Origin of the sequence: Spiroplasma endosymbiont of Atherix ibis (assembly GCF_964020005.1) — a bacterium.
In the GTDB taxonomy this organism is placed as follows: domain Bacteria; phylum Bacillota_I; class Bacilli_A; order Mycoplasmatales; family Mycoplasmataceae; genus Spiroplasma_A.
Genome location: NZ_OZ026474.1, coordinates 276639 through 303604, shown reverse-complemented (window position 1 = coordinate 303604; position 26966 = coordinate 276639). Strand labels below are relative to the sequence as shown.

At 24.3% G+C, this 26966-nt stretch carries 36 protein-coding genes; 3 read left to right on the top strand and 33 right to left on the bottom strand.

Annotated features, from left to right (window positions below; translation table 4 throughout):
- Positions 1-60: 60 nt before the first annotated feature.
- On the bottom strand, positions 61-3009 hold the full coding sequence (locus tag AACK92_RS01660) for a DNA translocase FtsK (protein ID WP_339021379.1): 2949 nt from the start codon (positions 3007-3009) through the stop codon (positions 61-63).
- A gap of 95 nt (positions 3010-3104) precedes the next feature.
- Positions 3105-4820 carry a ribonuclease J gene (locus AACK92_RS01655; RefSeq protein ID WP_339021377.1) on the bottom strand — a complete coding sequence of 572 codons (1716 nt, stop codon included), beginning with the start codon at positions 4818-4820 and terminating at the stop codon, positions 3105-3107.
- A 284-nt stretch (positions 4821-5104) separates the two neighbouring features.
- On the opposite strand from AACK92_RS01655, the gene AACK92_RS01650 reads away from it, so the two are divergent.
- Positions 5105-5368 carry a hypothetical protein gene (locus AACK92_RS01650; protein ID WP_339021375.1) on the top strand — a complete coding sequence of 88 codons (264 nt, stop codon included), beginning with the start codon at positions 5105-5107 and terminating at the stop codon, positions 5366-5368.
- Positions 5369-5373: 5 nt separating this feature from the next.
- Here the strand turns inward: AACK92_RS01650 and AACK92_RS01645 are convergent, their stop codons facing one another.
- The 23 genes from AACK92_RS01645 to AACK92_RS01535 form a co-directional block, all read right to left on the bottom strand.
- On the bottom strand, positions 5374-6519 hold the full coding sequence (locus AACK92_RS01645; protein WP_339021374.1) for an Mbov_0401 family ICE element transposase-like protein: 1146 nt from the start codon (positions 6517-6519) through the stop codon (positions 5374-5376).
- 61 nt (positions 6520-6580) lie between these two features.
- Positions 6581-7192, bottom strand: a complete 612-nt coding sequence (locus tag AACK92_RS01640) for a hypothetical protein (protein ID WP_339021372.1) — start codon at positions 7190-7192, stop codon at positions 6581-6583.
- Positions 7193-7209: 17 nt separating this feature from the next.
- Complete coding sequence (locus AACK92_RS01635; protein WP_339021370.1) at positions 7210-8007, bottom strand: hypothetical protein; 798 nt, start codon at positions 8005-8007, stop codon at positions 7210-7212.
- A 345-nt stretch (positions 8008-8352) separates the two neighbouring features.
- Positions 8353-9072 (bottom strand): hypothetical protein, encoded by a 720-nt coding sequence (locus AACK92_RS01630; RefSeq protein ID WP_339021368.1) that lies wholly within the window; start codon positions 9070-9072, stop codon positions 8353-8355.
- 329 nt (positions 9073-9401) lie between these two features.
- Positions 9402-9683, bottom strand: coding sequence for a hypothetical protein (locus AACK92_RS01625; protein WP_339021366.1), 282 nt, complete (start codon positions 9681-9683; stop codon positions 9402-9404).
- Between the two features lie 18 nt (positions 9684-9701).
- Complete coding sequence (locus AACK92_RS01620; protein ID WP_339021364.1) at positions 9702-10184, bottom strand: hypothetical protein; 483 nt, start codon at positions 10182-10184, stop codon at positions 9702-9704.
- A 214-nt stretch (positions 10185-10398) separates the two neighbouring features.
- Positions 10399-10566 (bottom strand): hypothetical protein, encoded by a 168-nt coding sequence (locus AACK92_RS01615; protein WP_339021363.1) that lies wholly within the window; start codon positions 10564-10566, stop codon positions 10399-10401.
- Positions 10553-10921: a hypothetical protein gene (locus AACK92_RS01610; RefSeq protein WP_339021362.1), complete on the bottom strand. Its 369-nt coding sequence runs from the start codon at positions 10919-10921 to the stop codon at positions 10553-10555. The genes AACK92_RS01615 and AACK92_RS01610 overlap by 14 nt, the downstream gene beginning before the upstream one ends.
- Before the next feature lie 250 nt (positions 10922-11171).
- The gene (locus tag AACK92_RS01605; RefSeq protein WP_339021361.1) at positions 11172-11501 is read right to left on the bottom strand and encodes a hypothetical protein; all 330 of its coding nucleotides are present in this window, start codon (positions 11499-11501) and stop codon (positions 11172-11174) included.
- A complete protein-coding gene (locus AACK92_RS01600; RefSeq protein WP_339021359.1) occupies positions 11501-12640 on the bottom strand; it encodes a hypothetical protein in 1140 nt (379 codons plus the stop codon). The genes AACK92_RS01605 and AACK92_RS01600 overlap by 1 nt, the downstream gene beginning before the upstream one ends.
- Positions 12641-12912: 272 nt before the next feature.
- Complete coding sequence (locus AACK92_RS01595) at positions 12913-13758, bottom strand: hypothetical protein (RefSeq protein WP_339021357.1); 846 nt, start codon at positions 13756-13758, stop codon at positions 12913-12915.
- A gap of 27 nt (positions 13759-13785) precedes the next feature.
- On the bottom strand, positions 13786-14643 hold the full coding sequence (locus AACK92_RS01590; RefSeq protein ID WP_339021355.1) for a hypothetical protein: 858 nt from the start codon (positions 14641-14643) through the stop codon (positions 13786-13788).
- Between the two features lie 96 nt (positions 14644-14739).
- Positions 14740-15171 (bottom strand): hypothetical protein, encoded by a 432-nt coding sequence (locus AACK92_RS01585; protein WP_339021354.1) that lies wholly within the window; start codon positions 15169-15171, stop codon positions 14740-14742.
- 71 nt (positions 15172-15242) lie between these two features.
- Positions 15243-16406: a hypothetical protein gene (locus AACK92_RS01580; protein ID WP_339021353.1), complete on the bottom strand. Its 1164-nt coding sequence runs from the start codon at positions 16404-16406 to the stop codon at positions 15243-15245.
- A 15-nt stretch (positions 16407-16421) separates the two neighbouring features.
- The gene (locus AACK92_RS01575; protein WP_339021351.1) at positions 16422-16793 is read right to left on the bottom strand and encodes a hypothetical protein; all 372 of its coding nucleotides are present in this window, start codon (positions 16791-16793) and stop codon (positions 16422-16424) included.
- A gap of 120 nt (positions 16794-16913) precedes the next feature.
- The gene (locus AACK92_RS01570) at positions 16914-17384 is read right to left on the bottom strand and encodes a hypothetical protein (protein WP_339021350.1); all 471 of its coding nucleotides are present in this window, start codon (positions 17382-17384) and stop codon (positions 16914-16916) included.
- Between the two features lie 141 nt (positions 17385-17525).
- Positions 17526-17897: a hypothetical protein gene (locus AACK92_RS01565; protein ID WP_339021349.1), complete on the bottom strand. Its 372-nt coding sequence runs from the start codon at positions 17895-17897 to the stop codon at positions 17526-17528.
- A gap of 8 nt (positions 17898-17905) precedes the next feature.
- A complete protein-coding gene (locus AACK92_RS01560) occupies positions 17906-18379 on the bottom strand; it encodes a hypothetical protein (RefSeq protein WP_339021348.1) in 474 nt (157 codons plus the stop codon).
- Positions 18380-18489: 110 nt separating this feature from the next.
- A complete protein-coding gene (locus AACK92_RS01555; RefSeq protein ID WP_339021347.1) occupies positions 18490-19041 on the bottom strand; it encodes an ATP-binding protein in 552 nt (183 codons plus the stop codon).
- A complete protein-coding gene (locus AACK92_RS01550; RefSeq protein ID WP_339021345.1) occupies positions 19042-19434 on the bottom strand; it encodes a hypothetical protein in 393 nt (130 codons plus the stop codon). It abuts the gene before it with no gap.
- 73 nt (positions 19435-19507) lie between these two features.
- Positions 19508-19912, bottom strand: a complete 405-nt coding sequence (locus AACK92_RS01545) for a hypothetical protein (protein WP_339021344.1) — start codon at positions 19910-19912, stop codon at positions 19508-19510.
- Positions 19913-20088: 176 nt separating this feature from the next.
- The gene (locus AACK92_RS01540; RefSeq protein ID WP_339021342.1) at positions 20089-20553 is read right to left on the bottom strand and encodes a hypothetical protein; all 465 of its coding nucleotides are present in this window, start codon (positions 20551-20553) and stop codon (positions 20089-20091) included.
- Positions 20546-20800: a hypothetical protein gene (locus AACK92_RS01535; protein ID WP_339021341.1), complete on the bottom strand. Its 255-nt coding sequence runs from the start codon at positions 20798-20800 to the stop codon at positions 20546-20548. The genes AACK92_RS01540 and AACK92_RS01535 overlap by 8 nt, the downstream gene beginning before the upstream one ends.
- Positions 20801-21006: 206 nt before the next feature.
- Here AACK92_RS01535 and AACK92_RS01530 point away from each other — a divergent pair, with 206 nt between their 5' ends.
- Positions 21007-21309, top strand: a complete 303-nt coding sequence (locus AACK92_RS01530; RefSeq protein ID WP_339021340.1) for a rhodanese-like domain-containing protein — start codon at positions 21007-21009, stop codon at positions 21307-21309.
- Positions 21310-21316: 7 nt separating this feature from the next.
- On the opposite strand, the gene AACK92_RS01525 is transcribed toward AACK92_RS01530, so the two are convergent.
- A complete protein-coding gene (locus AACK92_RS01525) occupies positions 21317-21676 on the bottom strand; it encodes a hypothetical protein (protein WP_339021339.1) in 360 nt (119 codons plus the stop codon).
- A gap of 1 nt (position 21677) precedes the next feature.
- Positions 21678-22478: a hypothetical protein gene (locus tag AACK92_RS01520; protein WP_339021337.1), complete on the bottom strand. Its 801-nt coding sequence runs from the start codon at positions 22476-22478 to the stop codon at positions 21678-21680.
- A gap of 97 nt (positions 22479-22575) precedes the next feature.
- Here AACK92_RS01520 and trpS point away from each other — a divergent pair, with 97 nt between their 5' ends.
- On the top strand, positions 22576-23589 hold the full coding sequence (gene trpS / locus AACK92_RS01515) for a tryptophan--tRNA ligase (protein WP_339021336.1): 1014 nt from the start codon (positions 22576-22578) through the stop codon (positions 23587-23589).
- A gap of 502 nt (positions 23590-24091) precedes the next feature.
- Here trpS and AACK92_RS01510 read toward each other — a convergent pair.
- The 6 genes from AACK92_RS01510 to AACK92_RS01485 all read right to left on the bottom strand — a co-directional run bounded on the left by AACK92_RS01510 (position 24092) and on the right by AACK92_RS01485 (position 26945).
- On the bottom strand, positions 24092-24409 hold the full coding sequence (locus AACK92_RS01510; RefSeq protein ID WP_339021335.1) for a hypothetical protein: 318 nt from the start codon (positions 24407-24409) through the stop codon (positions 24092-24094).
- Positions 24410-24476: 67 nt separating this feature from the next.
- Positions 24477-24842: a 50S ribosomal protein L20 gene (rplT, locus tag AACK92_RS01505; protein ID WP_339021334.1), complete on the bottom strand. Its 366-nt coding sequence runs from the start codon at positions 24840-24842 to the stop codon at positions 24477-24479.
- A 19-nt stretch (positions 24843-24861) separates the two neighbouring features.
- Complete coding sequence (gene rpmI, locus AACK92_RS01500) at positions 24862-25056, bottom strand: 50S ribosomal protein L35 (RefSeq protein ID WP_100916314.1); 195 nt, start codon at positions 25054-25056, stop codon at positions 24862-24864.
- Between the two features lie 19 nt (positions 25057-25075).
- The gene (infC, locus tag AACK92_RS01495; protein WP_339021331.1) at positions 25076-25606 is read right to left on the bottom strand and encodes a translation initiation factor IF-3; all 531 of its coding nucleotides are present in this window, start codon (positions 25604-25606) and stop codon (positions 25076-25078) included.
- 443 nt (positions 25607-26049) lie between these two features.
- On the bottom strand, positions 26050-26727 hold the full coding sequence (locus AACK92_RS01490) for a hypothetical protein (RefSeq protein ID WP_339021330.1): 678 nt from the start codon (positions 26725-26727) through the stop codon (positions 26050-26052).
- An 8-nt stretch (positions 26728-26735) separates the two neighbouring features.
- Positions 26736-26945 carry a hypothetical protein gene (locus AACK92_RS01485; RefSeq protein WP_339021329.1) on the bottom strand — a complete coding sequence of 70 codons (210 nt, stop codon included), beginning with the start codon at positions 26943-26945 and terminating at the stop codon, positions 26736-26738.
- Positions 26946-26966 lie beyond the last annotated feature (21 nt).

Sequence of the window (26966 nt, the reverse complement as noted above, 5' to 3'; positions counted from 1 at the left end):
AAAATTTCTCCTTTTTATTTATTATATAGTGTAAAAAAATCAACAGTTAATTTGTTGATTTTAATACATATCTTCATTTTTAATATAAACTTCTCTTGGTTTTGAACCATTTTGTGGTCCAATAATTCCGCTCTCTTCAAGTTCATCAATTATTCTTGCAGCACGATTATAACCTATATTAAATTTTCTTTGAATTAAACTTGTAGATGCTTTTTGAGTTCTAATTACATAATCTTTAATTTCATCAAACATTGAATCTCTTCCAACTCCCAAATGAACTGAATATGTTTCTTCTTCATCTTGTTTTATAAACTCTGTTTCAAAAATTTGTTGTTGTTGGCTTGAACAATGTTTTACTAATCGTTCAATTTCATCATCACTAATATACGCACCTTGTGCTCTTACAAGTGAAGTAATTCCAGGTATTGTATATAATAAATCACCTTTACCAATTAATTTTTCTGCTCCATTTGAATCAAGAATAGTTCTTGAGTCAATTGATGAAGCAACAGAAAATGCTATTCTTACAGGAATATTTGATTTAATAACTCCAGTAATAACATCTGTTGAAGGTCTTTGAGTTGCAACAATTAAATGAATTCCTGCAGCACGTGACAATTGTGTAAGTCTCATAATTGAGTCTTCAACATCTTTTTTATTTGAAGTCATCATTAAATCAGCTAATTCATCAATAATAATTACAAAATAAGGCAATTTATTTGTTGCAGAATTCTGTTTTGCATTAAATCCTGATATATTTTTTACACCATGAGTTGTAAATAATGCATATCTTCTTTCCATTTCATTTATTACTTTTTTAAGTGCACTGTTTGCAATATTCATATCACTTATAACAGGTGCTAATAAATGTGGTATTGTAGAATATACTGACATTTCAACTTTTTTAGGATCGATCATTAAGAATTTAACTTCATGAGGTTTTGCTCTCATTAAAATAGATGAGATAATTCCATTTATCATAACTGACTTACCACTTCCAGTTGATCCAGCAACTAGTAAATGTGGCATTTTATCTAATTCACCAAATAATAATTCTCCAGTAACAGTTTTTCCAATAGCAAATAATAATTTATTGCCCATTTTAACAATTGGTGTATTTTCAATAACACCTCTCATTGGTACCATTTCTGGTTTTTCGTTTGGCACTTCAATACCAACTGCAGCTTTTCCTTGAATTGGAGCTTCAATTCTAACATTTTGACTTGCAAGTGCTAATTTTAAATCATTTTCAAGAGAAGTAATACTATTAACTTTTGTTCCTGGTTCTGGTTGAATTTCAAATTTTATTACACTTGGACCAATATTCATATGTTTTACAGCTGCTTTTACACCAAATTGTTTAAATGTTTCATTAATTCTTTCAGCTTTTTCTTTAGCAATCATTCTTGTTTCTTCTTGATCTTTAGAATTCGTAATACTTTCTTTAAGAATATCAATTGAAGGTAATTGATATGAAGTATTTACATATTGTTTTTTTTCAATTGCTTTATTTTTATTAACCTCAATTGTTTGATTATAATTATTTCTTGATTGATATCCATTTGAAGAATATAAAATATTTCTTGCAAGATTTTCTTGCATTGGTGAAGTATAAGTTCCATAATCTTCAACTTGTTTTTTTGCTTCTTCTTTTTCTTTTTGAGTTTCATTAATAAAATGTTCTAAAGTAATTTGGCCATTTAAATTATCACTTAATTTATCTTTTTTATTTCTTGTTTTTAAAAGCTCTTGAGTTTTTCCATTTGCACCAAATGGTGTTATATTAGTTTCTTTTGCCAATTCTTTTCTTGCTTCTTCTGTTGAAATTTGACCATACTTTGACTCTATAGGCATAGAAATATTGTAATCAGAATCTTTTTCTCTTCTAGGTATATAAGATTGTGGTTCATCTTTTACTAATGATTGTACTCGATTTTTAGCTTCTTCTCTTCTTTTGTCCAAATCAAAATCTACAAATCTATTCATACCTTGATTTGGTTGTTGAGCAAACTCTTCTGGGTAATTTCTATTTAAGTTATATCTTTCTAAATCTATATTTGCAAAGTCATCATTGTAAAAATCATTGTCAACTTCTGCATATATATTTTTCTCTTTATATCTATTAAAACTTGGCATTTCTATAGTTATATCTGATTCTTTTACAGAAGCTAAAATTTCTCTTTCATCAAAAGTAACATCGTCTTCAACATTTATAATATTGAAAATACCTTTAATTATTTTTTCTCTTTTAGGTTTTGAATTATAATTATGATCAGCAATTTTAATTTTATTATTTTTTAAAGATAAAATTCTTAATCTTTTTCCAACTCTTTTTGATTTCGGTTTAAAAAAGAAAAATGCATCTCCTGTAAAAATTCAAATCATATCCAAAGTAAAGAAAAATAGTGAGATAATTAGTCCAAAATAAATTGAAGTATATGCTCCTATACCTGAAAGGATTGTTCCTATTAATCCTCCCCCTGCTCAAAAAGTAAAATATGTATTTGGCTTAGCCAATCAAATAGTTCCATTATCTTCTCCTCATAAAGAGTTATTCTTTCAATTTGAAATATATGAATTTATAGAATCTTTTAATATTGTTTTTGATCAAATATTGTCAACTTTAAATTGATATGTATTAACATGATATGCAACTATGAATAAAATTGATGATATTATTCAACACAATACAACTCAAGTTAATAAAATCATTGCAATAAATCTTTTTTTTGGTTTAAATTTAATTCCAAAATAAATTGCAAAATCAATTAGAAAAAATAAAGCATATAAAAAATACTTAAATCATCCAAAAGGTAAATTAAAAATTACATCATCTATAAATTGACCAATTATAGTAATTCTACCCAATGATATTAAATTTAAAAAAAATAATAATAAAGCTCCAACTATTCAAGCTACTGAATCTACTTTTCTTTGCTTTTTTTGAATAGTAAAAGCTATTGTGCGATCATTATCATTTTGATTGTTTTGCCCATTGAAATTATTCATGATTTCACCTTATATTTATTTGCCCTTACCTTATAATTTTAATATATTTTAATGACTTTTTTTAATCAAATAATAAAATTCACAGTTATTAATAACTATGAATTTTTTATTTTATTAGATTTGGGTTCAAAAAATGATCCATCAAGTTCATTAATTATAACTAAAACAATCGGTTGTTTTCCTGTTTCTTGCTTTAAAGTAGTTCTAATTCTAGAAACAATTTCTTTTTTAATTGCATTTAAATCATATGCATTTGGATTTGTTTTAGATTCATTTTTATATTTATCTAAAATATCAATAATTTGCTTTTGCATTAATTTAAAAATTGCATTTTCTTCTGTTATATAAATAACTCCACGCATTTGAATATCAATTAATGATATTAAATCTTTGGTCTTATTATTAACATTAGCTCCAATTATAACAGCACCATCTGTTGCTAATTGCTTTCTTTCATTTAAAACAACAGATCCAATATCACCAACACCAATTCCATCTACATAAACATCTGCTGTTTTAATTAAATCAGATGCAATTACTAATTTACCATCATTTCCTATTTTTAAAATTTGACCATTATTAATTAATTGAATATTTTTCTTTTGAACTCCAGCTTCTATAGCTGCTCTTTCCGCATTTAAAAAATCTTTATATAAACCTTTAATAGGAATAAATGATTTTGGTTTCATTATTCTTGTCATTAATTTAATATCTTCATAACTTGCTCTCATTGATCAAATATTTTTATCACTCAATGATACTAATTTAGCATTTGTTCTTGCCAATTCATCTAAAATTTCTGCATGTCTTTTTTCAACTCCTGCAGCTGGAGGAGTTGCCAAAATAATTGTATCATTCTCTGTAAATTCAACTTTTTCATCATTTCCAGCAGCAATTTTAGCAAGTCTTGTATATAAAAGATCTCCTGCTCCAGTTAAAAGTAAAATTCCATCTTCTGATTTCATAAACTCCTCAATACTTATAATATCTTTTGAAGATATTTGTAAACTTTCTTGAATTACTTTTGATTCAACTACTTTTTTAATTGTTTTGCCATAAACAGCAATCTTTCTTTCATTTGCTTTTGCTTGTTTTATTATTTCAAATAGTTTAAATACATCTTCTTCAAACATTCCTAAAATTAGACGTCTTTTTTTATCTTTCATTGGTGCTGAAATAAATTTTTCAATTCTATGATTTGGAACAGTATAATCAATTCTTGAAGCATATTCTGCATCACTAATAAAAGCTAAAACTCCTTTTTGAGAAATTTGATTTAAATGATTCATATCTGTTGAAAAATATGATTGCTCATTTCCATCAATAATGTAATCACCTGCATAAACTATAACTCCATCTTCTGTATGAATTGCAAATCCAAAAGACTCTGGAAATGCTGCAGTTGTTCTAAAAACTTCAATTTTTACATCTTCAAATGATATTACATCTTTATCATTTATAATTTTAAAATTATTTTCTCTATTTTTAATTCTATACTTCATATTTCTATATTTTAAAATTGTTGTTGTAAGTTCATTACAATAAACTGGTACATCAATTTCTCTTAAAATATAACTAATTGCTCCTGAATTATTTGAGCTTGGATTTGAAAGAAAAATTCCTTTAATTTTTTTTGCATTTGCTTTTAAATATTCAAAATTAGGAATAATTATATCTATTCCCAAAACACTTCTTTCTGGAAATTTAATTCCTGCATCAAAAATATATAAATTATCGTTAACACTTATAACAAAAATATTTTTTCCTCTCTCATCTTGACCCCCTAGGGCCATAAATTTAATATCTGCCATATTTTTATTTTTCTCCATTTCTTTATTTTTTTTATTATTTTTTGTTTAGTTCTTTTTTAAAATAAACGTCAATCAGAATTAAATACTTTTTAATTATAATTTATTTAAAGTTAAAGTAAAGTTTTTAAAATGGGTGCATAACTTAAAGGTAGGGAACGGAAAATACGATTTTCATTCAATTGTACTTTTATTATACATTTTTTAACATTTAAACAAAGCAAAAAATACAAATTTTTTAGATTTGTTAAAAAATGTATAATTAAAAATGAAAGGAGAATTATAAAATGTACATATATCCAATTATAGAAATTAGCAAAAATGCAAATGAAAGTGCAAAAATTATACTAGTTAATTCATTCAAAAGTTTTGATGATGCTAAGAAGCATGTTTCTTATCCTTTTAAAACTTCTAAAGTAATTGATAAGGATAAATTTCTAATTTTAACAAAGGATTGAAATTTAGAAATTATAAACGCAGGTGAAATTCATTTATTAACAAATGATGATAAAAAATATTTTAGAATCATAACTGAAATTAAAGTATTGTAATTGACTTAAAATATTAAGTTATTATTTAATTTATATGCTCTTTCATTGAGCATATTTTTTAATACTATTAGTGAATATACTTTACTTCCATATCCTAATGCAGATTTAACAAGTCTTGAAACTTCTGATTCAGCTGATACTCCTATATTTCATTCTGCACTTTGATTAATTATTCCTATCCTATTATTTTTAAAATATTTGAATACTTCTTTTGGTGCTTCAATTTCTAATAATTGTATTAATTCTTTATAATTACCTGAATAAAATAAATTTATCGCTATTCTAAATAATTCTTTACCATGATATTTACCGTTAAATAAAAATAGTTTTCTAAATTCTCTAACTGCATGGAATCTGTCTAAAATGTAATTAGCTCCTATAAACGATGCCAACTCTTTAATTCAAATAGCACCATCTCCTCCAACTACTAATTTAGCATTTTCAAAGTTATCATAAAAATTACATCCTAATTCATAAATTCTTATAGCTAATTTTTCTGTTGTTAATTTTTCATCTTTTCCTATAAAAAATGTAGTTCTTTTATCTTTTAATTTCCTACGTTTTTTATGAATTGTTTTAATATCAAAACCTGTGCAAAAAGAAACTACTCTTATTTGAGTATCCTTATTTATTTTTAACTTTCTTCATTTATATTTATTTTTAAACCTATCAACATTAACAAATGCATCATCAACAAAAATATATACTCTTTGTTTATCAACTAAACTGATTTTTCTCTCAACTTTGTTTCTTTTATCTTCATTTTTTATAGATTTAAAGATTCTTGAAATAGTCATTAAAGATAATTTAGCTTCCGGGAACATATCAATAATATCTCTATAACGTTTTCCAGTACCTAATTGTTCTTTGATTAATTCAACTAAATTTAAATCTAGTTTAGATCATTTCTTTAATTTTAATTCTTCATCAATTAGGGCTATATATTTTCATTTTTTCTTTATATAATGTTTATAGATATGTCTATCGAATGTTAAATTTCCAAACTCTGTTGTGATTGTTCTGGATTTGACTTTAATGAGGATATATCTTTTTTTGTCTCTATTTTCAAGAAGTTCTATATCTCTTGCTTCAATTTCTCCCCTTCTTTTGTTTAATAAAAATTTATATTCTTCTTTACGATTAAATAACATATTATTTACCTCCTTTCTAGATAATTATATTATTTATTTAAATAAAAATAGAGCATAAGCTCTATTCAAATTTAGTATTAACTTTTATACCATCAATTCAAGCATTTTTCAGTTGTTCTTTATCATGACTAATTTTTATGTCACCTAATACTATTAACATATTTTTTGAAATTTCAGAATATTTGTCAGTTTTTCATTTTTTACCAGTTCTTGCAACTGAAAAGTTATTTATAGATAATTCTAATCATTCTGACCAATTACCCTGTTTAAATTGTTCTGAATTTTTATTATAACTTTTTTTGTAATAACTTCATCCATGCCCGCTTTCATCTCTGACAACATCATATTCTTTATTAAAATAAACAATAGAAATATCTAATTTATTGAATTCCTTTTTCTTTTCAGTATATTCCTTATCTGTATATTGACCATTTATTTCTTCTTGAAATTTATTAAAAATCAATGCTTTTTGTTTATCTAATTCTCCAAAAATATCTTTTAACAAAGTTTCTTTTTTAATTGAAAAATCACTTAATTCTTGAGATATCTTGGTTATTAAAGACATGTCATTTTCATTTAAATTGTAACTGAATTTATTAGAACATGAAACTACAACCATTGGTGTTACAGTCAACACAGGCAATGATAATAAAGATAAAATTTTTTTAAACATTTTTTCACCTCTATTTATTATATTAGCATTTTTACTTTAGTAATATTTTGTTTATTTATTTTAAATAAAATTAAATTATCTATTAAAATACTCTTTCCTCCCTTATCAATAAATTCAATTTTTCAATTACCTGAACCGTAAATACCGGAGATATCTATTAACTTTGGATTTACAGTTTCTAACTCAAAAATGTACTCCAAATTACTTTTATTATTTAAATTAACTACATTTTGATAATTAATTTTAAATATTTCATCTTTTTTGCCAAAATAATTTATTCATGTCTTTGAAACATTAACAATAAATTTACCTATATTTTCATCTTCTAATTTGAAATCTTTGACAGATAACGAAGGTAATTGTGTTTCATCAATTTGATTTGGTAGAAAAGGTCAAATAAATCTGTCCTTATTTGTTTTGATTGCTATTGAATCTGAAATAGTATTTTTTAAAGAGGCTTGAAATTTATTATTTAATATATTCTCTAAATTAAAGTATGAGCTTTTTAATTTAACTTTAATTGTATCTTTGAATTTTCAAATACCTGTTCCATCATCAGGATTTTTGCCTGTCCAAACCGGATTAGTTTGTAATTCAAAAAATCAAGGTAACAATATTTTGTTATCCTCATTTTTACCCTCATTAATTGATAATGAACCAAATATATTGTGAGATAACATTGATCTAATTGCTTTGTAATTTTTATATTGTTCTTTTTCAATTTCATTAGGATATTTTTGTTCTCAATTTTTTTCAAGTCCATCAATATATTCAACAATTGTTTTACCTTCAAATTCTTGTTTATATTTTGCCATTTCATTAAGTTCACCCGTCTGATTATCTTTATATCCTGCACCTTTAAAATTATTTTTGTAATTAAAACTTGCTGTTAATATTTCAGAAAGTAAATTAATAAGTGTTGATTTAATTAATTTACTTCTAAAATAAACGCTAACAGATCTTAATTTTTCATAGCTATTAGCATATTTAATTTTTCTATTATATTCTTCAAATGTAGGACTATTACCTGGTATTTGTTGTGTTTTTCTTTCATAATAAAATTATTTTTTATCTCAATATCCTTCACCAATACCTGTTGTTACTCATGTTTTTTCAGTGTATTGTCCTTTGTAATCAAATTCTAATTTATCTAATTCGTCCTAATTGAATGTTACAGAATCACTAATTTCTTCCACTTCTTCACCCTTTATCAAGTCATTTATTTCTGTTGTATTTATAAATTTTTTTGCTTTTTCTCATGGAAGAATATTATCTGTCATTCAAAAATTAAATAAATTAACTTCACCTTGATCATTAATTTCAATAGGATTAACTCAAATTGGAATTAAATCACTTTTAGATATAATTTCAGGAAATAATTCAGTACCCTCTTTTGTTTCCCCCAATACTTTTAAATTGGAAAGTAAAAATGAACTAGGTGCAGTTATTTTTAATTCTTTTAATTCAAGAGAATTTAACTGTTTACCAATTCTAAATATTGCATTATTGCTATCACGGGCAGCTCATGTATTTAGATCTACAATTTCAATATTTTTATTTCCATTCATGTTATCTGTTAATGGACTATCTGCATCTATTTTTTGAATTAAATAACAAAAATTAGTTATATCGTCATCTGTTTCTAAAATAAATTCAGATACCATATATAACTTATTTCTTGAATATTTAAATATCTTTCCATTTTCAAAATTTAAAGATCCTGTTAAATCTAAATATGAATATACATTTTCTTTTTCATATTGAGCAATATCAACTTCACCATCTATATTTGATACAGATTGTTTAGTACGATATTCATATGTTTGAGCATCTGGTCTTCAAACTTCAAACTTCAAATATTCATCTTTATCAATTATCACTAAATTTACACTATTGGGCGAAAATGTTAAAAGTGAATCAGTCTTTCCTTTTATAAGCTTTTTAAGCTCATAAATATAATATGTTTTTCTTTGACCAATTGGTAAACTTTCTATTTGTTCATCTTATTCATAAATAATTTCATCTGGATTTAAAGTCATGGGATTAGGCATATTAATCTCCTTCGTATTCTAAACGTTCTTTTTTCATATATGAAATATAATTTTTCATCATTGCAAATGTTCTAGCTTTACCATCTTTTCAACCATTTTGCTTAACTAGTTCATTATATTCTTCTTCTACTTTTTGATACTTTTATTCAATATCTTTTTTAAACCTGTGGTAATTCACTGGGTCTATCTTCTTGCGAATCTTTGACATATATTTCCTCCATTGATGGTGTATCCATCGATTTCTTTAAGTAATTTCATTCATTATAAGAAGAATCAGATTTATATGTAATTTCTTTTAATTGATTTTTTAAATCATCTAATTCTTCTAAATCTTTTTTATAAACTAAATTAAGTTTATGTTGTTTTTCTAATTCTAAAATTTGCTTTTTAATATTTTGATTTTTTTTATACTCATTAATTAATTTTTGTTGTAGACCCATTTTGTTTCTCCAATCTTTTTAAATTACTAGTTTTTTTATTTTTTGATCTTTATATTTAATATTAATTATTAATCTCCCTATTGAATATAAAACAAGTGGTAAAACAATTATTGAAAACATTGTTATTCTAAACCCAGTTTTTTTAATTATTGGATTTCCACCTTCTTGTATTTTTTTGTCATATTTAGGTCTTTTAGTAAATCAAACAACAACTCCTTGAACTAAATTTAAAGTAACGTGACCAGCACAATAAAATGTAATACCTGAATATTGTGCTAATTGATGATATGTATTATCTAAACCATTACTTTGTATAATACTAAATCAACCAACAGTAGCAAAAGCATTATATAAAACAAAATATAAAAAATGAGTAAATCATTTAATAAAACAATTCCAATGAAAAATTGCTTTTTGTTTATCTGTCATTAAATCCAAATTTATTACAACTTTTTTATTAACATTTTTAATAATTTCTTTAAATATTTCATTATTTTGCATCTTTTACCTCCTGAAGATAATATTTTCCATTATTATAAATTTTTATATTTTAATACAATTTCATTTTTTGGTGTTTCAGAATCATAACTATAAATTTCCTTAAACTTTTGTCTTGTTGTTTCTATAAAAAGATTATTTTTTATGCCTTCAGAAAAGATGTCATATTCTTTTTGAATGATTAGTTTCTTAAATAATGTATAATTTTCTCCTGAAGCTATAATTCTAGTTTCATTACTAATTGCATTAAAGAATTCGTAAGTTCTAATGTCGTTTGTTCATATTGATTGAGAAACAATTGATATATTTTTGCCAAAAAGAAGTGAATTTGATAAAGCAATTCTTCATGCAAAAAATAAGTAATAATTATATTATTTGCTAACATTTTTTATTTCATAGATGAAATTTGCATCAGAAAGTTTACCACTAACTTTAATATCCTTTGGATTAATTTTTAATTTTTTCATTTTAATTGGTTCATCTATTAATTCTCATAAATCTTCATCAAAACCGAAATCCAAAGGAACTCTAATTATTGGTGGTATTGATTTTAACAATAAATTATTTAAATTTTTAAATTGATTTTTTAAAGTATCTAATTCTTTTGTAAATTTTGTTTCAAGTTTTTCCTCAAATTTATTCACTAATTCTTCATTTTCTACTAATGATACTGAAATATTATTAATAATATCTTTATTATTAGCTAACTCTGTTTTATGTTTGTCTAACCTATCCAACATATGTTGCAATATCTTTAAATAAGTTTTCAGATTCAATTTTTATAATTTCAATTAATTCATCAATTTCAGCTGATGTATAGATATAATCAAAATTTTTGTCTTTAATATGTGCAAATACTTCTTCTCATGTTGTGTATATTTTTTATAATTGTTTTATTTGAGTCTGATTAAGAGCTTTAATAGCACTTGGTGTAAATATATCTTGATAATGATTAGTTTCTCTTGTTTGATTTTCTTCAATTGAATAACCTTAATTATTTGAAAAAGTTTGTTTTACATTTTTATCTGTAATTAGCATTCCATATAATTTTGAAACAAATGTAGAATAACATGCGGCTTTAATTAATTTCAATTTATTAATAGGCAATACATGTACTTCAATATGTGAAAATAATTCATTAAAGAAAAGATTTACATGATACTGAATATCTAACATTATTGTGTTATACATATCCGTTACTGTTGAAAACTCTTTTTTTCATTTTGAAGGAACTGTAGACAAATAAGGTTTACCAAATGTATTATCTTTCAAATATTCTTCAAGTGAAAATCATATTTGTTCATATGGTAACTTTTTCATTATTTTATTCCCCCTTTTGAATTGCCTGATTTAATCATTATCTCTTCTGCATTATCTATGATTGTTTTGTTAATAGTTCTAAATGGCAATTTAACATTAACATTTTCAATTTCTGTTTTATCAAATAGTGATATTAATATTCTTAAATTATTTTCATATTGATCTTTATTAAGTTCTAATGCATCAGTTGCGCTTCTATTAATATTTAATATTTCTGCATTATTTTTTTGAGCTGAATCATTATCATCATCCTTAATAGCCTTACCATGTTTTTTTATGTCTTCTTCTAACCAATCAGCAGTATCTCTAAACTCTTTTAATATCAAAGAATTAGGTGAGTATAAAGCTATTTGTTTAGTTCATTCTTCTGTCGTCATTGAAGATACTTGATTAGATATTTTCATATATCTATTTTTTGAATCTTTCAGGTTTGTAGCAGAATCAGGATTACCGGTTTCTTGATCAGAATTAAATTCTTGTTGTTTTTGCATTAAATTAAGAATTTGGTCAACTATTACATCATTTACAATGTTTAATTTCTCTGCCTTCTCAATTGCTAAGTCATAGAAATTAGTATTTTTGGGAAATGAATTTCATTGTACAATTGGAATTCCATTTTGTTTTGGATTTCAATTATTTTCTAAAATTTTGTCCCTTATAATTCGTTCTATATCATCTATTTTTTGCTCATTTTTTTGTAATGAATCTAAGTTAAATTCAACTTTATCTTTTGTAATATCATAGCTATATTGAACTAATCAGTCACAATCTTTAAAGTTTATGGTTGCAACAGTAATAATAGCCTTTAAAATTTTTTTATCTCTATTTCTAACTGAAATTTGATTAATTAAGCAAGGTTCAATGTAATCATCGATAATTACAAATCATACTCTTTCTTTTAACAATGAACGTTTAGATAAATCATATAAATCTTCTATAAATCACGGTTTATCTTTTATATATTTATTAAACTTATGTGAGTTAGTTTCTATATTTTTTCAGTCAAATGAGTTCGCGCGTTCAGATGCCAAACTATCTATCATTAATGAACCTGCATTAGATGGTTTAAGATTCAAGACTTGTAAAGCTTCAAAGTAATTATCATCAGCATTACGTTCAACTGGCGTTATCTTTATCATATATGCCTCCTATTTTATTTGAGTTTAGGTTTTTGACGCTGTTGCAAAAACAACTGGGACCACTTTCTGTTTTCGTTCTGGGGACCCCTTGCTCGCCAGAGCCCGCTCCGGCTTGCTCCCCAAAGAGAACAAAAGGCGGAACAGTTTTTTTGCTACGCGTGTTTTGCATTTGTCACGTTACTGCAATTATAATAATCAATTTTATTAAAATAAAGAGGTTTGGTTTTTTAGAAGATAAAAGATTTTTTAACATGATATCTAGTCATCGTTCTTTAATACCCTAATGCAGTAATTGCATCATCTTTTGAATTTTTGTCCGCTTGTAAACTACCTTTAGCTAATCTTGATTGTGTTATTTCTTTATAAAGCAAAGGCGAAATTCTAGGATCTATAAAATATCTTTTTGAAGCTAAAATTTGTTGCATTCAAGCTTGTCTATCTGATCTATCTCATTTCTTTTGTACATGTTTTGCACCTGGTAAAAAATTAAATTTTAGCCCCAATTTTTCTAACTCTTTTTGAACTTGTCATGCAGTTACTTTATCTTGTAAGTCATATCATACTATAGGTATATAATGTAAATATCTCTTTCATTTATTAAAAGTCTCATAGATAAATTTAGCAGCATTTAGAATTTTAATTTCTTCTGAATCTACTTTATTTGATTTTGTTATTGCATGTCAATCTCCCAATGAAAATGTATACTCATATGCTTTATGTTCACTATTTCAATCAGAATAGCCTTCAACTGTTATTGCTGAATTTTTTGCTTTTATTTTTGAAAAACCTCAATCTAAACCAAATGTTAAATGTTTTATTATATATTCCTTTTTATCTATTAATATTGTTTTCTTATCAGTCAACGAGTCTTTTAAATTAAAAATATTTGTATTATCCATATGTGGTCTATATGTAAATAAACTTAAATTATCATCTTCTGCAATATATCCTAGAACTATCCCTTCTGCTTTACCTGGGTTTTTCACCATTACATTTATCAAATGCATTTCAGTTCTTGAAGACATAATTCCACATGCTTTAGCCATTCATGATGTTGCCCTAATTAAAGCGCAATCTAAATTCTTATCTTCAAAATATGCAGAATTCAAATTTAGCATTTGCTGTTTAATTTCAAAGTTTAATTCTTATAAATCTTCAAAATATTTTTCATGTAACATATTTTCAGGATCTCAACCGTTTAATGAAAAATATAAATGTGTTGTTTTAAAATAATTTATTTTTTCTGTTTTAAATTTCACTTGTATTAATTTTCTATTTTTTTCATCTCATACAGGAAACTCTTTACCATTTCGATCTAAAACATAGAAACCATCTTCATTAACAACAGGAATTTCAGTTACAAATTCTGGTATTGGTTCATTAAAACCAGAATATTCTGAACGAACAGCAGAACCTAAAATTGTATCTGCATTATCATATATTAATTTACCAATATCTTCTGTTGTTGATTCTTTTGGTTGCTTAGAAGCTTCATCAACTCAAATTCCACCTAATACCCCAACAACAAATTCCATACCCAGTGTAGAATCTTTAAACTTTCCAATAGATTCAAATTTTATTTTTCTTTTATTTCATAAAATATAACCTTCATCTTTTGTCATAATTCATTTTAATCCGTTTATATTTTCAGGTCCAATTTGGATATCAAATTCTTGTTCTAATAAATTTGCTACTTTTTGAAATTGAACTCAGGTAGTATTTTTATGCGTTGAAAAATTATAACGACCAACAATTGAATTTTCATCTTTAAATGTAATTAATCTAAAAAGTTTATCAAGAGCAAATAATCAACTCTTTCCAGTATAACGAGCAGTTTCTGCTATCCTATCTTTTTTGCCAGTACAAATAAATCTTCTGAATGGTCATGGAACTAAATTAATAAATAAATCTCAGGTAAATCCAATTTTGTTAATATTTTCTATATCTATACTAAATTTAGATATTGAATTTTTAGATAATAAATTTTTGCTTTTTGTATACATAATATTAAAACTCCTATATAATATATATGAAGTGTTTATTTGGTTTTACATAATTTAATTATAAAAGGTCCAGTTAATTTTGAACCTTTTTAATTTTTAAACTGTTTTAATTTCATTAATATGTTTTGCTTTTCTTTCAAAATGTTTAGCAGTTTTAATTGCTGCATTATGTTCTTGAATTGCTTTTTCCATTTCAAGTTTTTTATTTTTTGCATATTCTTTAGCTTCTTTTGCATTTGAAATATCAGCTGATACAATTCTATGTCCAAGCATCATTTTTGCATCAATTGCTTTTTCTGCACGAGCTTTATCTAGCATTTGAATCGCTTTATAAAATAATCCAAAAAACATAAAAGCTGAAATTACTGCAAATCCTACAATAATAGCAATAGTATCTGATTTATCTAGTTTATTGATAAAGGGTATAGCATTTATCATATAACCAATACCAATTGAAAGACCTAATGATAACAATAAAGGTAATACTTTCAAAATTACAAAATTACGTAATTTTTTATTTTTATTCATATGAATTCCTCCTATAAAAAAATAATATATTTTCTTTTTAAGAAAAAAAGAAGTTTGGTTTTTTAGAAGAATTAGTGTATTGTTTTAATTTTATTATTAAATTTTTGTATTCCTTTATTGATTAAATAATTTCTAAAATAGTTTTTATTTGATTTATCATTTAAAAAATTCTTTAATACACCTCTAAAAAATACTGTAGCAACTATAAAATTATTTTTCTTTGAATTTAATAATTTATTAGCATTGTTCATTGCATCATTTAAATATGATTTAGGAGAAGTTTTAAATGTATTAATAATTTTATTCATTTCCTTTCATGTTTTAATTCCCTCTTTAATAAAACCAGTTATTATAGGCGGTAAAAAATTTAATGCACCCAAAATAGAAGAATTTTTTAAATGATAACCTAACTCTAAGTTTTGTTTATAATATTCTCCTACCTTTTGTTTATTGCATACTGTTAATCATAACATCATTTCTTTTTGATTTCAATAAAATATTCTTGGTTTATATTTTAAATTTTTAAAATAAATAATTACTGTATATGTCCCTGTTGGCAAAGGTTTAACTTTATAACCTAAAATTCATTCAGAAATTACAGGGATTAAAATTTTATCGATATTTTTATATGTTGCTTTACCTAATTTTGATATACCCATTTTTTTAATTAATTGATCAATTTTTTTAATTAATTTTTTCTTAATTTTAGTAACTACTTTTTGTATTGGTTTCATTACTATATCAACAGTACTAGACAATATTTTATTAAAATGCTTTTGTAAATCTAAATATGATAGTGCTTTATTTGCACCTTTAATATATTTCATTAATTTTGCTGATAATTGTAAGTCTAATGATTTTGTAAATCTTAAACTATAAAGTGATCAAATTAATTGACCAGATACATTACCTGCACTTGTACGAGCTGATAAAACTAATTTACTAAATTTAGAATCATTTAATAAATCTTTAGGTTTTAACCCTTTTCTAGCTAGTAAATCTTTAGCTTCTTTTCAATATTTTGACTGAATTTTAGGAAATAGTTTTGGATTAATATTTGTAAGAATATTTTGTAATTTAATTAAATCATCTAATTTTGAAGCTAATATTCCTTTTTGTGTTTTCATTATTTTTGAAATATTAGATACCGCATTTTTTGTAGATCATGTAGAAAACATTTGAAGAATATCACTTCTATTAATTCCTTTTGAAAAATCAAAAATTGTTTGTTTCAAAACAATTTTTTTACCTTATAAAACTTTTAATAAATCAGTATAATTTTTAACTTCTCCTGCTTTAATAGCAATTTGTTTAAATAAACCAGTTACTTCTGCTAATTTTAATGCTTTAGCCATTTTTACTTCAGTAGAAGCTACTTTACCAACTTTTGCAAAAGATAATGCATTTAATGCTAAACTCAATGGATCTAAATTACCAGTAATAGCATCATATGCAGTCATTGTAGCAAATTCTACTGATGCCCCAACAAATGCAGCCCCGACTCCTACTCCAAGTTCTCCTGCGCCCATAGCAACTAGTCCTACACTAGCTCATGCTTGACCAACAGCTCCAAGTGCAGCTGCTAAAACTCCAACTCCAATTATCTTAAGAATTTCTACCAATCAACTTGTATTTTTTTTAAATTAGTTAATTTTAAATTATTATTCTTAATAATTTTTAATTTTAAAGATTTAGTACCAACCATGTTTTTCTCCTTTAATTAATAAAAAAGAATAGTATAACTATTCTTCTGATTCTTCTGGTGTTTCAGGTTCAACAGTAACAGCAAATACTTTTAATGATTCAATCAATTTAACATCATAACCTTTTGCATATTCCATAATATCAACAGAACCCTCTCCATTACCGACTGGATTTTTTTTACATCTTAATGGCGTATGTGTTCATTCCATAGCTTTAAATGGTCGATATTGTGGATTCATTTCAACTAAATAAACAATTATTCCTTTTGGTAATAAATTTGTAGTAACTCCAGCTTTGCCAGTGGGATCTAATACTGCTACTTTTTTTGGAATACCAACATAATTAATTCCTTCAACTGATGATTGAATACCTGATATAGTTACGTCTTTACCGTCTAATACATCTTGAATTTGTTGTGTTGCTCCAATTGTTAATTTTAATTGGTCTCTAAAACCTCTATTTAATTCAATATCTGAAAAAATTCATAAGTTTTCAATATTAATTCCCATTTCATAACAATGATCAATTATTTTATCATGAATTTTTAAAGCATCTTTTCTTAAATCTAATTTACCTAAAACTAACTTATGAGCTTCTAATGCTGTATCTAATAATGCTTTTCTTTTATACTGAGTTTCAGCGACAGCGGCCTATGATAAATCAGCTGCAATTAATTCTGGTGTTAAAGTTTCGAGTGGTGAATATTTTCTCGCTATTGTAAATGCTTTATCAATTGTGATATTTTCTTCTATATATTCAGCTTTTGAATATTCTTCAAAAATTACACCTTTTTGTTCATAAATTTTACCAATATCTTCACCTGTTGTTACTGTAAATTTTAAAGGTTTTCTTCTAGTAACTCTTTGATTACGTTCTCTAACAGTTTCAAAAGGAATTAAATCTTCAAAACCAATTTTTGTTGGATAAACTTCATTATAAATTCCTTGAACAACTTCAGTTCTTGAAGTTGCATTGTTTAGATCAATAAAACCTTTTTGATTTTTAAAATCTTTTAATGCCATAATTTCTCCTATTCTAATCCAAGAGGATTACTTGGATCTATATATATTTTTTCTTTTTTTCCGCCAAAGTCTTGTTCATCAACTATTTCGACTTGTTTTCCAATTAATTCTTTAACAGATCTAACAATTTCCTCAATATTTGCAAATGTAAAATTATTGACCAATTGCTTAATAAATTCTAATTGTGTATCTGTGATATCTAAGTTTTGTGAAAATAATTCTTTTTGAATTAATTGATTATTTAAAGATTGAATTTGATAATCTTTATCTTTTAATGAATCTTGTAAAGCTAAAATTTCAATATTTTTATTATTAATATTTTCTTTAATAATTTCATTAATTTTTGCTTTTTGTTCATCACTAAATTGTACTTCTTCAGTTTGATTTTCTTCTTCATTAGAAGATTTTGATTTATCTAATTCCTCAGAAGTTTCAGGTGCAGTCTCCTGAATAATTTCATCTACTTTTGTTTCTTCTGTCATTTTTGTTTATCCTTTAACATTTGGTGAGCACCAATAAGTTAAGTATAAAAAAACCTCTTTAAAAATAAAGAGGTTTGGTTTTTTAGAAGAATTTAAGAAATCTTTAAAATCTATTTTTTTCTTTTATCATTTCCTTTAAATTCATAAAAATCAAATAAATTCATTCTGCTAGATATTCTATTTTGTAAATAATGCTCTATTGTTCCTAAATTTTGTAAAATATTTTTAAACTCTTTTGGACTATAATTTGTAGTAATTATTGTTTGTTTTTTGTTTTCTAATCTTGTATCGATTATCTCATAAAATATATTAATATTATATTCAGTGGGTTTTTTAGATAAAAAATCATCAATAACTATAATATCTGAATTAAAGTATTTTCTAATTTTATTATCACCATTTAATACATCATTTATTATTTCATATCACTTATAATACATTCCTCTTCCATTAATTAATTCTTGAGAAAAATAAGTCTTACCAACACCAGTATTTCCAAATATATATAAATTATTATTCAATAAATCTGATTCTTTTAATCTTGTAGATAATGATTTAAAATTTGTATCTCATTGAGTTTTAAAATCTAATTTATTATAATTGTTTTTATATTTTAGAAATTGATTTAAAATATCATAAAAATCATTTTGAATTTTAGTCATTTATTTATCTCCTTTTATTTTCAATTTTCTTTTTTGCAAGGTATCTTTAGACATTAAAAACTTATTTTTTGTTGTTGTTTTAATTGGACATGTATATAAGACTTCAATAACTTCAATTTGAGCTTTGGATTGATTAGCTTTTCTATTAAATGAATTTTTTAATAATCCATTAACTTCAATATAGTAACCAATTAGAATTTTTTTATATTTATTTCATAATTCTAAATCTTCAAAAATTAGATCTATTCATTGATTATTATCAAATATAATCTTAATTTTTCTAATTAATCATTCACCAGAACCGTTAGCATTTTTACCAGAATGTTCTTCTGGGTTAGAGTAGACTTGGCCCGATAGATGTATTAGATTGTGTTTAATTATATCTTTATCCATTATTATCACCTCTGTATTTATCTATTATTAAATTTGAAATAGTTTTAGATTGAGTATCAATAATTCCAATTAATTATTCAATATGCTTCATTATCTTTCTGTTTGGACCTTTATATAATTTTTTTAAACGTAATGAAATTTCAATTAAATTGCATTCATTACAAACTTTTAAAACTTTACCTTTAGCTATTAAATAGCTTGAGTTTGGATAATAACTAAATTCTTTGTTACATTTAATGTTTTGACATTTATTTTTCATATTTTTCCTTTCTTGAATTATTAAAAACCTTCGAAAAAAATCACATTCTTTCCAGAGCCCGCTAAGGTTAGACGCACTTTGCCCTACAAAAGAGCAAAGTGTCATTCTTTCCGTCACCACGCAACGGCCAGCATGCACGCGAGCATAATTTACATTTTCTGCCCCAAAAACCTTTTCAGGAGTCTCGCTTTTGCAACTCGTAAGAGTTCAGACTGCCATAGTTAAAACTATCTACCTCTAGCTAATGCTAGACGTGTTTTGAGCGCAACCCCAAAACTACCCCGCCTTTTAATAGATGCGGTCTCTAATGGTTCACGTATACCATAACCGGAGTACAATTTTGCTGCTTTCGCAAGTCGCATAAGGTGTCTCTACCCAATCTATATAAATAGGATTTAAATAATTTTTATCTGATTTTCTTTTTTTGCTGATCCATAATAGTAAATGATAATTGCATCTACTTCATGCTCATTAATGCGTTTGGAGCACCAAAATCAACCCCTAGCACGACCAGTCTTAAATATGAGTTCATCAATTGATTTTTTATTATTTCGAATTTTATCTTTAAAGTTTTTAATCATAAATGAATTAATTTTAAATATATTTTTATATTTAATTTCGATAGCACCTATTAACTTTGCATATGAAACCATATCTGTATTAGCTACATTATTTTGTAAGGGTCTCATTTCTTCAAAAATAATACACTCATTAATTGATGGATATAGACTTCTAATTCTTTGTATGAATTTAAAATGTTCTTTTCACTCTTTACTAAAAAATGTATGAATATTAAAACCATCAAAAATTGAGGTTGTTCCAGTTCCAGAAATATCGATTCCTAAATAGTAACTATTCATATAAATCAACTCCCATACTTTTTGGACTTCTTTGAAATTTAAATTCAATAGCCTCAAATGGAATTTCTAGATCCAGCATTTCATACACTTCATATAAATTATTTTTTAATCAAATTAGACATTCTTTAACTTTACTGAAAATAGGTAATTCAAATTTAATGATTTCTTCTCATTCTAATTGATAAGAACTAAATTCTTCAATTTTGTATAAAAGTCTAAATTCTTTAGAACCTCTGGAAAAACTCATATATTTAAATTCTATTCTTGCATGCATATTAAAATCTCTTTTCAATATTTATACGAAGTGTTTATTTGGTTTTACAAAAGAACAAAAAAAGACGATATTTATCGTCTTTTCCTATTTGCCCCTAATTCTTTGTTATACGCACAATAAAAATATTGTTTTATTTTTAAATAAAACAATAAAATATTTACGAGAAAGGACGTCATAGTATGTTTATTTCAGTAGAAGAATATGCACAAAATAAGGATAAATATTTTACATTAGATGTAAGAACTCGAACAGAATTTCAAACGCTTCCTCATTTTAGTTGAGCAGTAAATATCCATATAGATCAATTTTTAGAAAATTTTAAAAAATATCTTGAGGAATACAATCAAACTAATAAACCTATTGTAACTGTATGTAATGCTGGAAATAGAAGTGGTCAAGTATCTAATTTTCTCAGTCAATTAGGTTACAATGCAAAAACACTTCAAGGTGACATATACAATTACAATAAAAAAATAAGATAATTTTATCTTATTTTTTTATATCTTCTTTTAATCTTTTAATAAAAAGTTTAATAGCAAATTCTTTAGATGTTAAAGTTAATTCTTTTTCTATTAATTGAGCTTTTATTTTTATTTTTTTTAAATTTTCAATGTTTACTAATTGATTAGATAAAACTATTATTTTATCTTCCTTAATCTCATCAATATTATCTATAGTTCCAATTTCTATTAAAATTTTATTATAAATAGTTGAAGATCTTTCAATAGTGTCAATTCCAAACTTTGCTTTTTTATTTTTAATAAACTTTGTTATTGAAAAATATGCAAATAAAGATATAAAACAAATTGCAAAAGCTATAGCCAATAAAATATATATAGTTGAATTCATTTTATTCTATACTTTCCTTATCTTTTATAAAAATATCTCTCAATATTTTTATTTTACTTACATAGTTACCATCTGCTACTACTTTTATATTAATTTTAGAAGGTTTTATTTCGATTTCTAATTCATCAATTGGATACTCTACAGTGTCAATTATCATTATTTCATTTGATTGCTTTTCAAATTTGAATTTTAATACATGTTTATTATTCAAAATTAAAGGTGCATTTAGTGTTCTAAACTTATTTGTACTTACAGGTACTAATTCTTGCATTTGATAAATTTGACTATCTTTTGAGAGAATTACAGCTCCCCCTGTTGATTTCATATATCCACTACTTCCATTTGAAGTTGAAACCACTATTCCTGTTCCATGAAATCTTTCTAAAAATTCATCATTTATATATATTTCTACATACAAAGGATTTTTTTCATTTAAAATTTTAATTTCATTTGTAGCTATTAAGTTTTTTGTTTTTGTCTTAATTTCTAATAGTTCAAAATTATTTATTTGATATTTTTTACTTTCAATTGATTTAATTGTATTGTCAATATTTTCTACTCTATTTTTATTTGTATAAAAACCAATTCCCCCAGATTTAAAAGGAACAAATTCAATATCTTTTATTTTATCTTTATAAGTTGAAACAGCTTTTAAAAAAGTTCCATCTCCTCCAAATATAAAAACATAATTAGGATTCAACTCGCTATATTTTCAACCTCTTTTTTCAAGTTTTTCTCTTAAACTTGAAACTACCTCTTTTGTAGCTTTATAATCATTTTTAATTATGCTAAAAAAAAACACCAATTTCACCTCTAAACTATAATTAATTTTACTTATTTTTAAAAGAAAAATATATAAAGATTGTATAATATTATTTGTAAATCAAGGAGTAAAAAATATGAATAAAAAAATAATGCTATCTGGAATAACAACAACTGGGCAAATGACATTAGGAAATTATATTGGAGCAATGAGAAACTTTGTTGCTCTTCAAGATGAATTTGAGATGTATGTTTTTGTTGCAAATCTACATGGAATAACATCACCAATCGAAAAAGAAACATTAAGGCAAAATATAAAAAATATGGTAACTTTATACTTTGCTTGTGGAATGGACGCTGAAAAATCAACAGTTTTTGTTCAAAGTGAAATTTTAGAACATACACAACTTGCATGGATACTTACTTGTAATACTACAATTGGAGAATTGCAAAGAATGACTCAATTTAAAGATAAATCAACCAAAGTAAAATCAGAAAATGGAACTGAATATATTCCAACAGGTTTATTAACTTATCCTGTTTTAATGGCAGCAGACATTTTACTTTATGATCCTGCTTTTGTACCAGTTGGAAAAGATCAAAAGCAGCATATTGAATTAGCAAGAAATATAGCTGAAAGAATGAACAATAAATTTGGAGAAATGTTTACAATTCCAGGAGACTATACTCCTAAGGTTGGTTCAAAAATAATGGATTTACAAGATCCAACAAAAAAAATGTCAAAATCAGCTATAAATCCAAAAAGCTATATTGCTCTTTTAGATGATATAAATGAAGTTAAAAAGAAAATTAAATCAGCAGTAACTGATTCAGAAAATTTAATAAAATATGATCGAGAAAATAAACCAGGAATAAGTAATTTATTAACAATATACTCTGCTTTAAAAAATATATCAATTGAAGAAACTGAAAAGTTCTTTGAAGGAAAAGATTATGGATTTTTAAAAGAGGAAGTTACAAATGTTGTAGTTGAATTATTAGAAAAAATTCAAAAACGTTTTAAAGAATTAAGCAATTCAAATTTAGTAGATAATTGATTAGAACAAGGTGCTGAAAAAGCTAAAAAAATAGCTAGAAAAAAACTTACAAAAGTTCAAAATTTAACTGGAATTAATTATAAAAGAAAATAACAAATAATATAGCAATACATAAATACTAAGTATTAACTTAAAATTAATAAAAACACAGATTCTAAGTAATTCTGTGTTTTTATTACATTATTTTTTTAATTTTTCCTTTTACTTTAGTAACTTGTCTTATATAAAAATTATTACTTATAATTTAATTTCATCTTCTTAATTTTGATTTTTACAATAAAAACTATATAAACATCAACTTTACTTGATTTCCATTCTTTTTCCTGTACTAAAATATATTTCTCTTAAAACTATTATTAATTACTCTTCTTGATCAATTTTAATTTTATTAATATTAACTAAACTGCTATGAATTATAAAAAGTAACTTTAGCCTCAATGATAAGTGATGTTGCTAAACTTACTTAATTTATTGTTTATTGTAACTAAATTTACTAGTTTATATTATATTTATTATAATTATTATAAAAAAAATATCTGTTTTTAAATTTAAACACTTATTTTAGATAGTATTCTATAATTAATTTTCTACTTTTTTAAACTGCATTTCATTTTACAGCCTTTATTTTTTTAACAATTTTTGTGCAATCATCTTTATGTCTTAATTCTTTACAGTTTGGATGAATTGCAATTAAATTTGTAGGTTCTAAACTAAAATGTTTTAAATCAATAAATTCACAAATTCAAGATAAATCTCCTTGTTTAAAATTCTCTCTAATCATAAAAAATTTACAAATAAAACACATTCTAAAGTCTTTTTCATCTTTGTTAATTAGAGTTGGAGAATTTTGTCAAGCTACTTCTAAATCTTCTTTTGTAAATTCAATTTCATTATTTTCTAAAATTTTTGCCATAATTTACCTCTTATAAATATAACAACATTTTATCATAAATAAAAAATGAGTAATAAGCTCATTTGTATTATTTTTTATAATCTAATGCTTTTTTAGATGAAGTTACAATTGCTTCAAATTGCTTTGGTTCATGAATTGCTAATTCAGATAACATTTTTCTGTTAATATCAATTCCTGCTATTTTTAAACCATTCATAAATTTTGAATAACTTAAACCTAATGGTCTAACAGCTGCATTTATACGAATAATTCATAATTTTCTAAAATCACGTTTCTTAAGTTTACGTCCAACAAAAGCATAAGCCATAGAACGTAAAACTTGTTCATGAGCCTTTTTATAGTTTGCTTTTTTTGTTCCATAGTAACCTTTTGCTCTTTTAATTCAACGTTTTCTTCTTGCTCTAGTTACTTTACCAAATTTTACTCTTGCCATATTGTTCTACCTCCTATTTTTAGTTTTGTAATAATCCTTTTAAACGTTTCATATCTCCAGCTGAGACAAAAGTTGCTTTTTTAAGATGTCTTTTTTGTTTTGTTGATTTATTTTGTGCTAAGTGAGATCTATAAGCTTTACCTCTTTTTAATTTACCTGCACCAGTTTTTTTAACTCTTTTTGCTAAAGAGCTTTTTGTCTTCATTTTTGGCATAAATTCTCTCCTCCTATAATTAACCTTTTTTTGGCACTATATACATATCTAAGAATCTTGTATTTAGTTTGGCTTCTTTTTCAATTTTTGCAACATCTTCAATTTTTGCAAAAAACTTATCTAGTGTTTCTTTTCCAAATTCTTGAAAAGTTATTTCTCTACCTTTAAATTTCAATGAAATTTTAACTCTATCTCCTGCTAATAAAAATTCTCTAGCTTTTCTAGCTTTTGTATCCATATCATGTTCACCAATTCCAACAGTTAAACGAATTTCTTTGTTTTCAACTTTTACTTGATTTTTTTTATTTTCTTTTTGTTTACGTTTTTGTTCGTATTTATATTTTCCATAATCAAGTATTTTAGCTATAGCTGTCGAATTATCTTGCATACCCACTTGAAATAGATCTAAACCTGCTTCTTCTGCTAATTTTAAAGCTTCAAACTTATTTAGTGGTCCATTCTTTGTACCATCATCATTAATAATTAAAACTTGTTTTGCTCTAATTTCTCTATTAATAAAATCTGTTTTTATATTTCTATTGTCTGCCATTTGTCCTCCAAAATAAAAAGTGTGCCATTAAAAGATTAGGAGCACACTTAAAATTTATTTATTCATATATACTAATAAATAAATAAGTTTTTACCGCTTCTTTAAAAATTGCGGTGAGCTGTGTGCTTCTTTCTTTAAACCTTAATTATTATATTATAGTTTTTTAAAAAAAGATAAATTTTTTTAAATTTTTTATCAAATTGTACTTTCACTAGTTATTACATTAATATTTATTTTATATATTAACACTTCATGCAAAAAAATTAATATTTTTAACTATTAACTGTCCATAAACAAAATATGATGGTAATAATGCAAGAATGTATTTTAAAGAAGGAAAAATAATAAAAAAATCAACTATTTTAAATTCTATTAAACAATATGATATTGATAAAATTTTAATTTAAAAACCTCATAATAATAAATTATTTTCTTATGAGGTTTTATCTAAATTTTTCAAGATCTGTAATACTTGAATTTTCTCTTTCTAAATTTCTATCAATTTTATTTTTTTTACAATATTCATCAATTTCATTAGATTTTTGGTTTATTTTTAAATTTAATTCTTCTGATGATTTAACATTATCATATTCATATTTTAGATTTCTTATACTATTTTCTAATTTATAAAGTCCTAAAACTATATTGTGTTTTTTAATTTGCTCTTTTTCACTAAATCTTTTATCTGGAATTTTTGTAGTTCCAGTAAAATAGTCAATATCAATATGCTTACATCCTATGTGATGATAACCTTTAGAAATTGCTTCTTTCATTGTTATATATTGATTATCATATTCTTCAAGTGAAAGTATTTGATTTTCAAAAGGTCTACAAAATTCACAACTATCTTCTTCTGGTTGAACATAAACAATAGTTTTTAATCTTAAAGCTTCTTTTTTACCAAATCAATTATAAATACCTAACATTGGTTTATTATTTGGATTTTCTTTTGCCTCTGTTATTTTTTTATCAATTTCAGAATCTATATACTCTTTTGGTTCATTTATTAAATCTGACTTTTCTTTTCTTTTTGCATTAATTTTACTTCAAGGAATAGCAAAATAAAGTATTAAAAGAACAACAATAACTATAAGTATTATTCATAAAGGAAATTTATTCATAATTTTAATTAATTATTATGATCATTTAAATGATCATAATAATCCCTTGCTTCTTTTAAATTTATTCTTTGATTTTTTTTACAATTAATACAAATACCTTTATAAAAATCCTTTGTTGAAAAATTTATTGGTTTAGAAAATACAAACTTTTTAAAATCTCAACAATTTTTACAAAAAGTAAATATTCAATCAGTATCTTTATCAAAATTAAATGCCATAAAATACCTCCAAAATAAAAA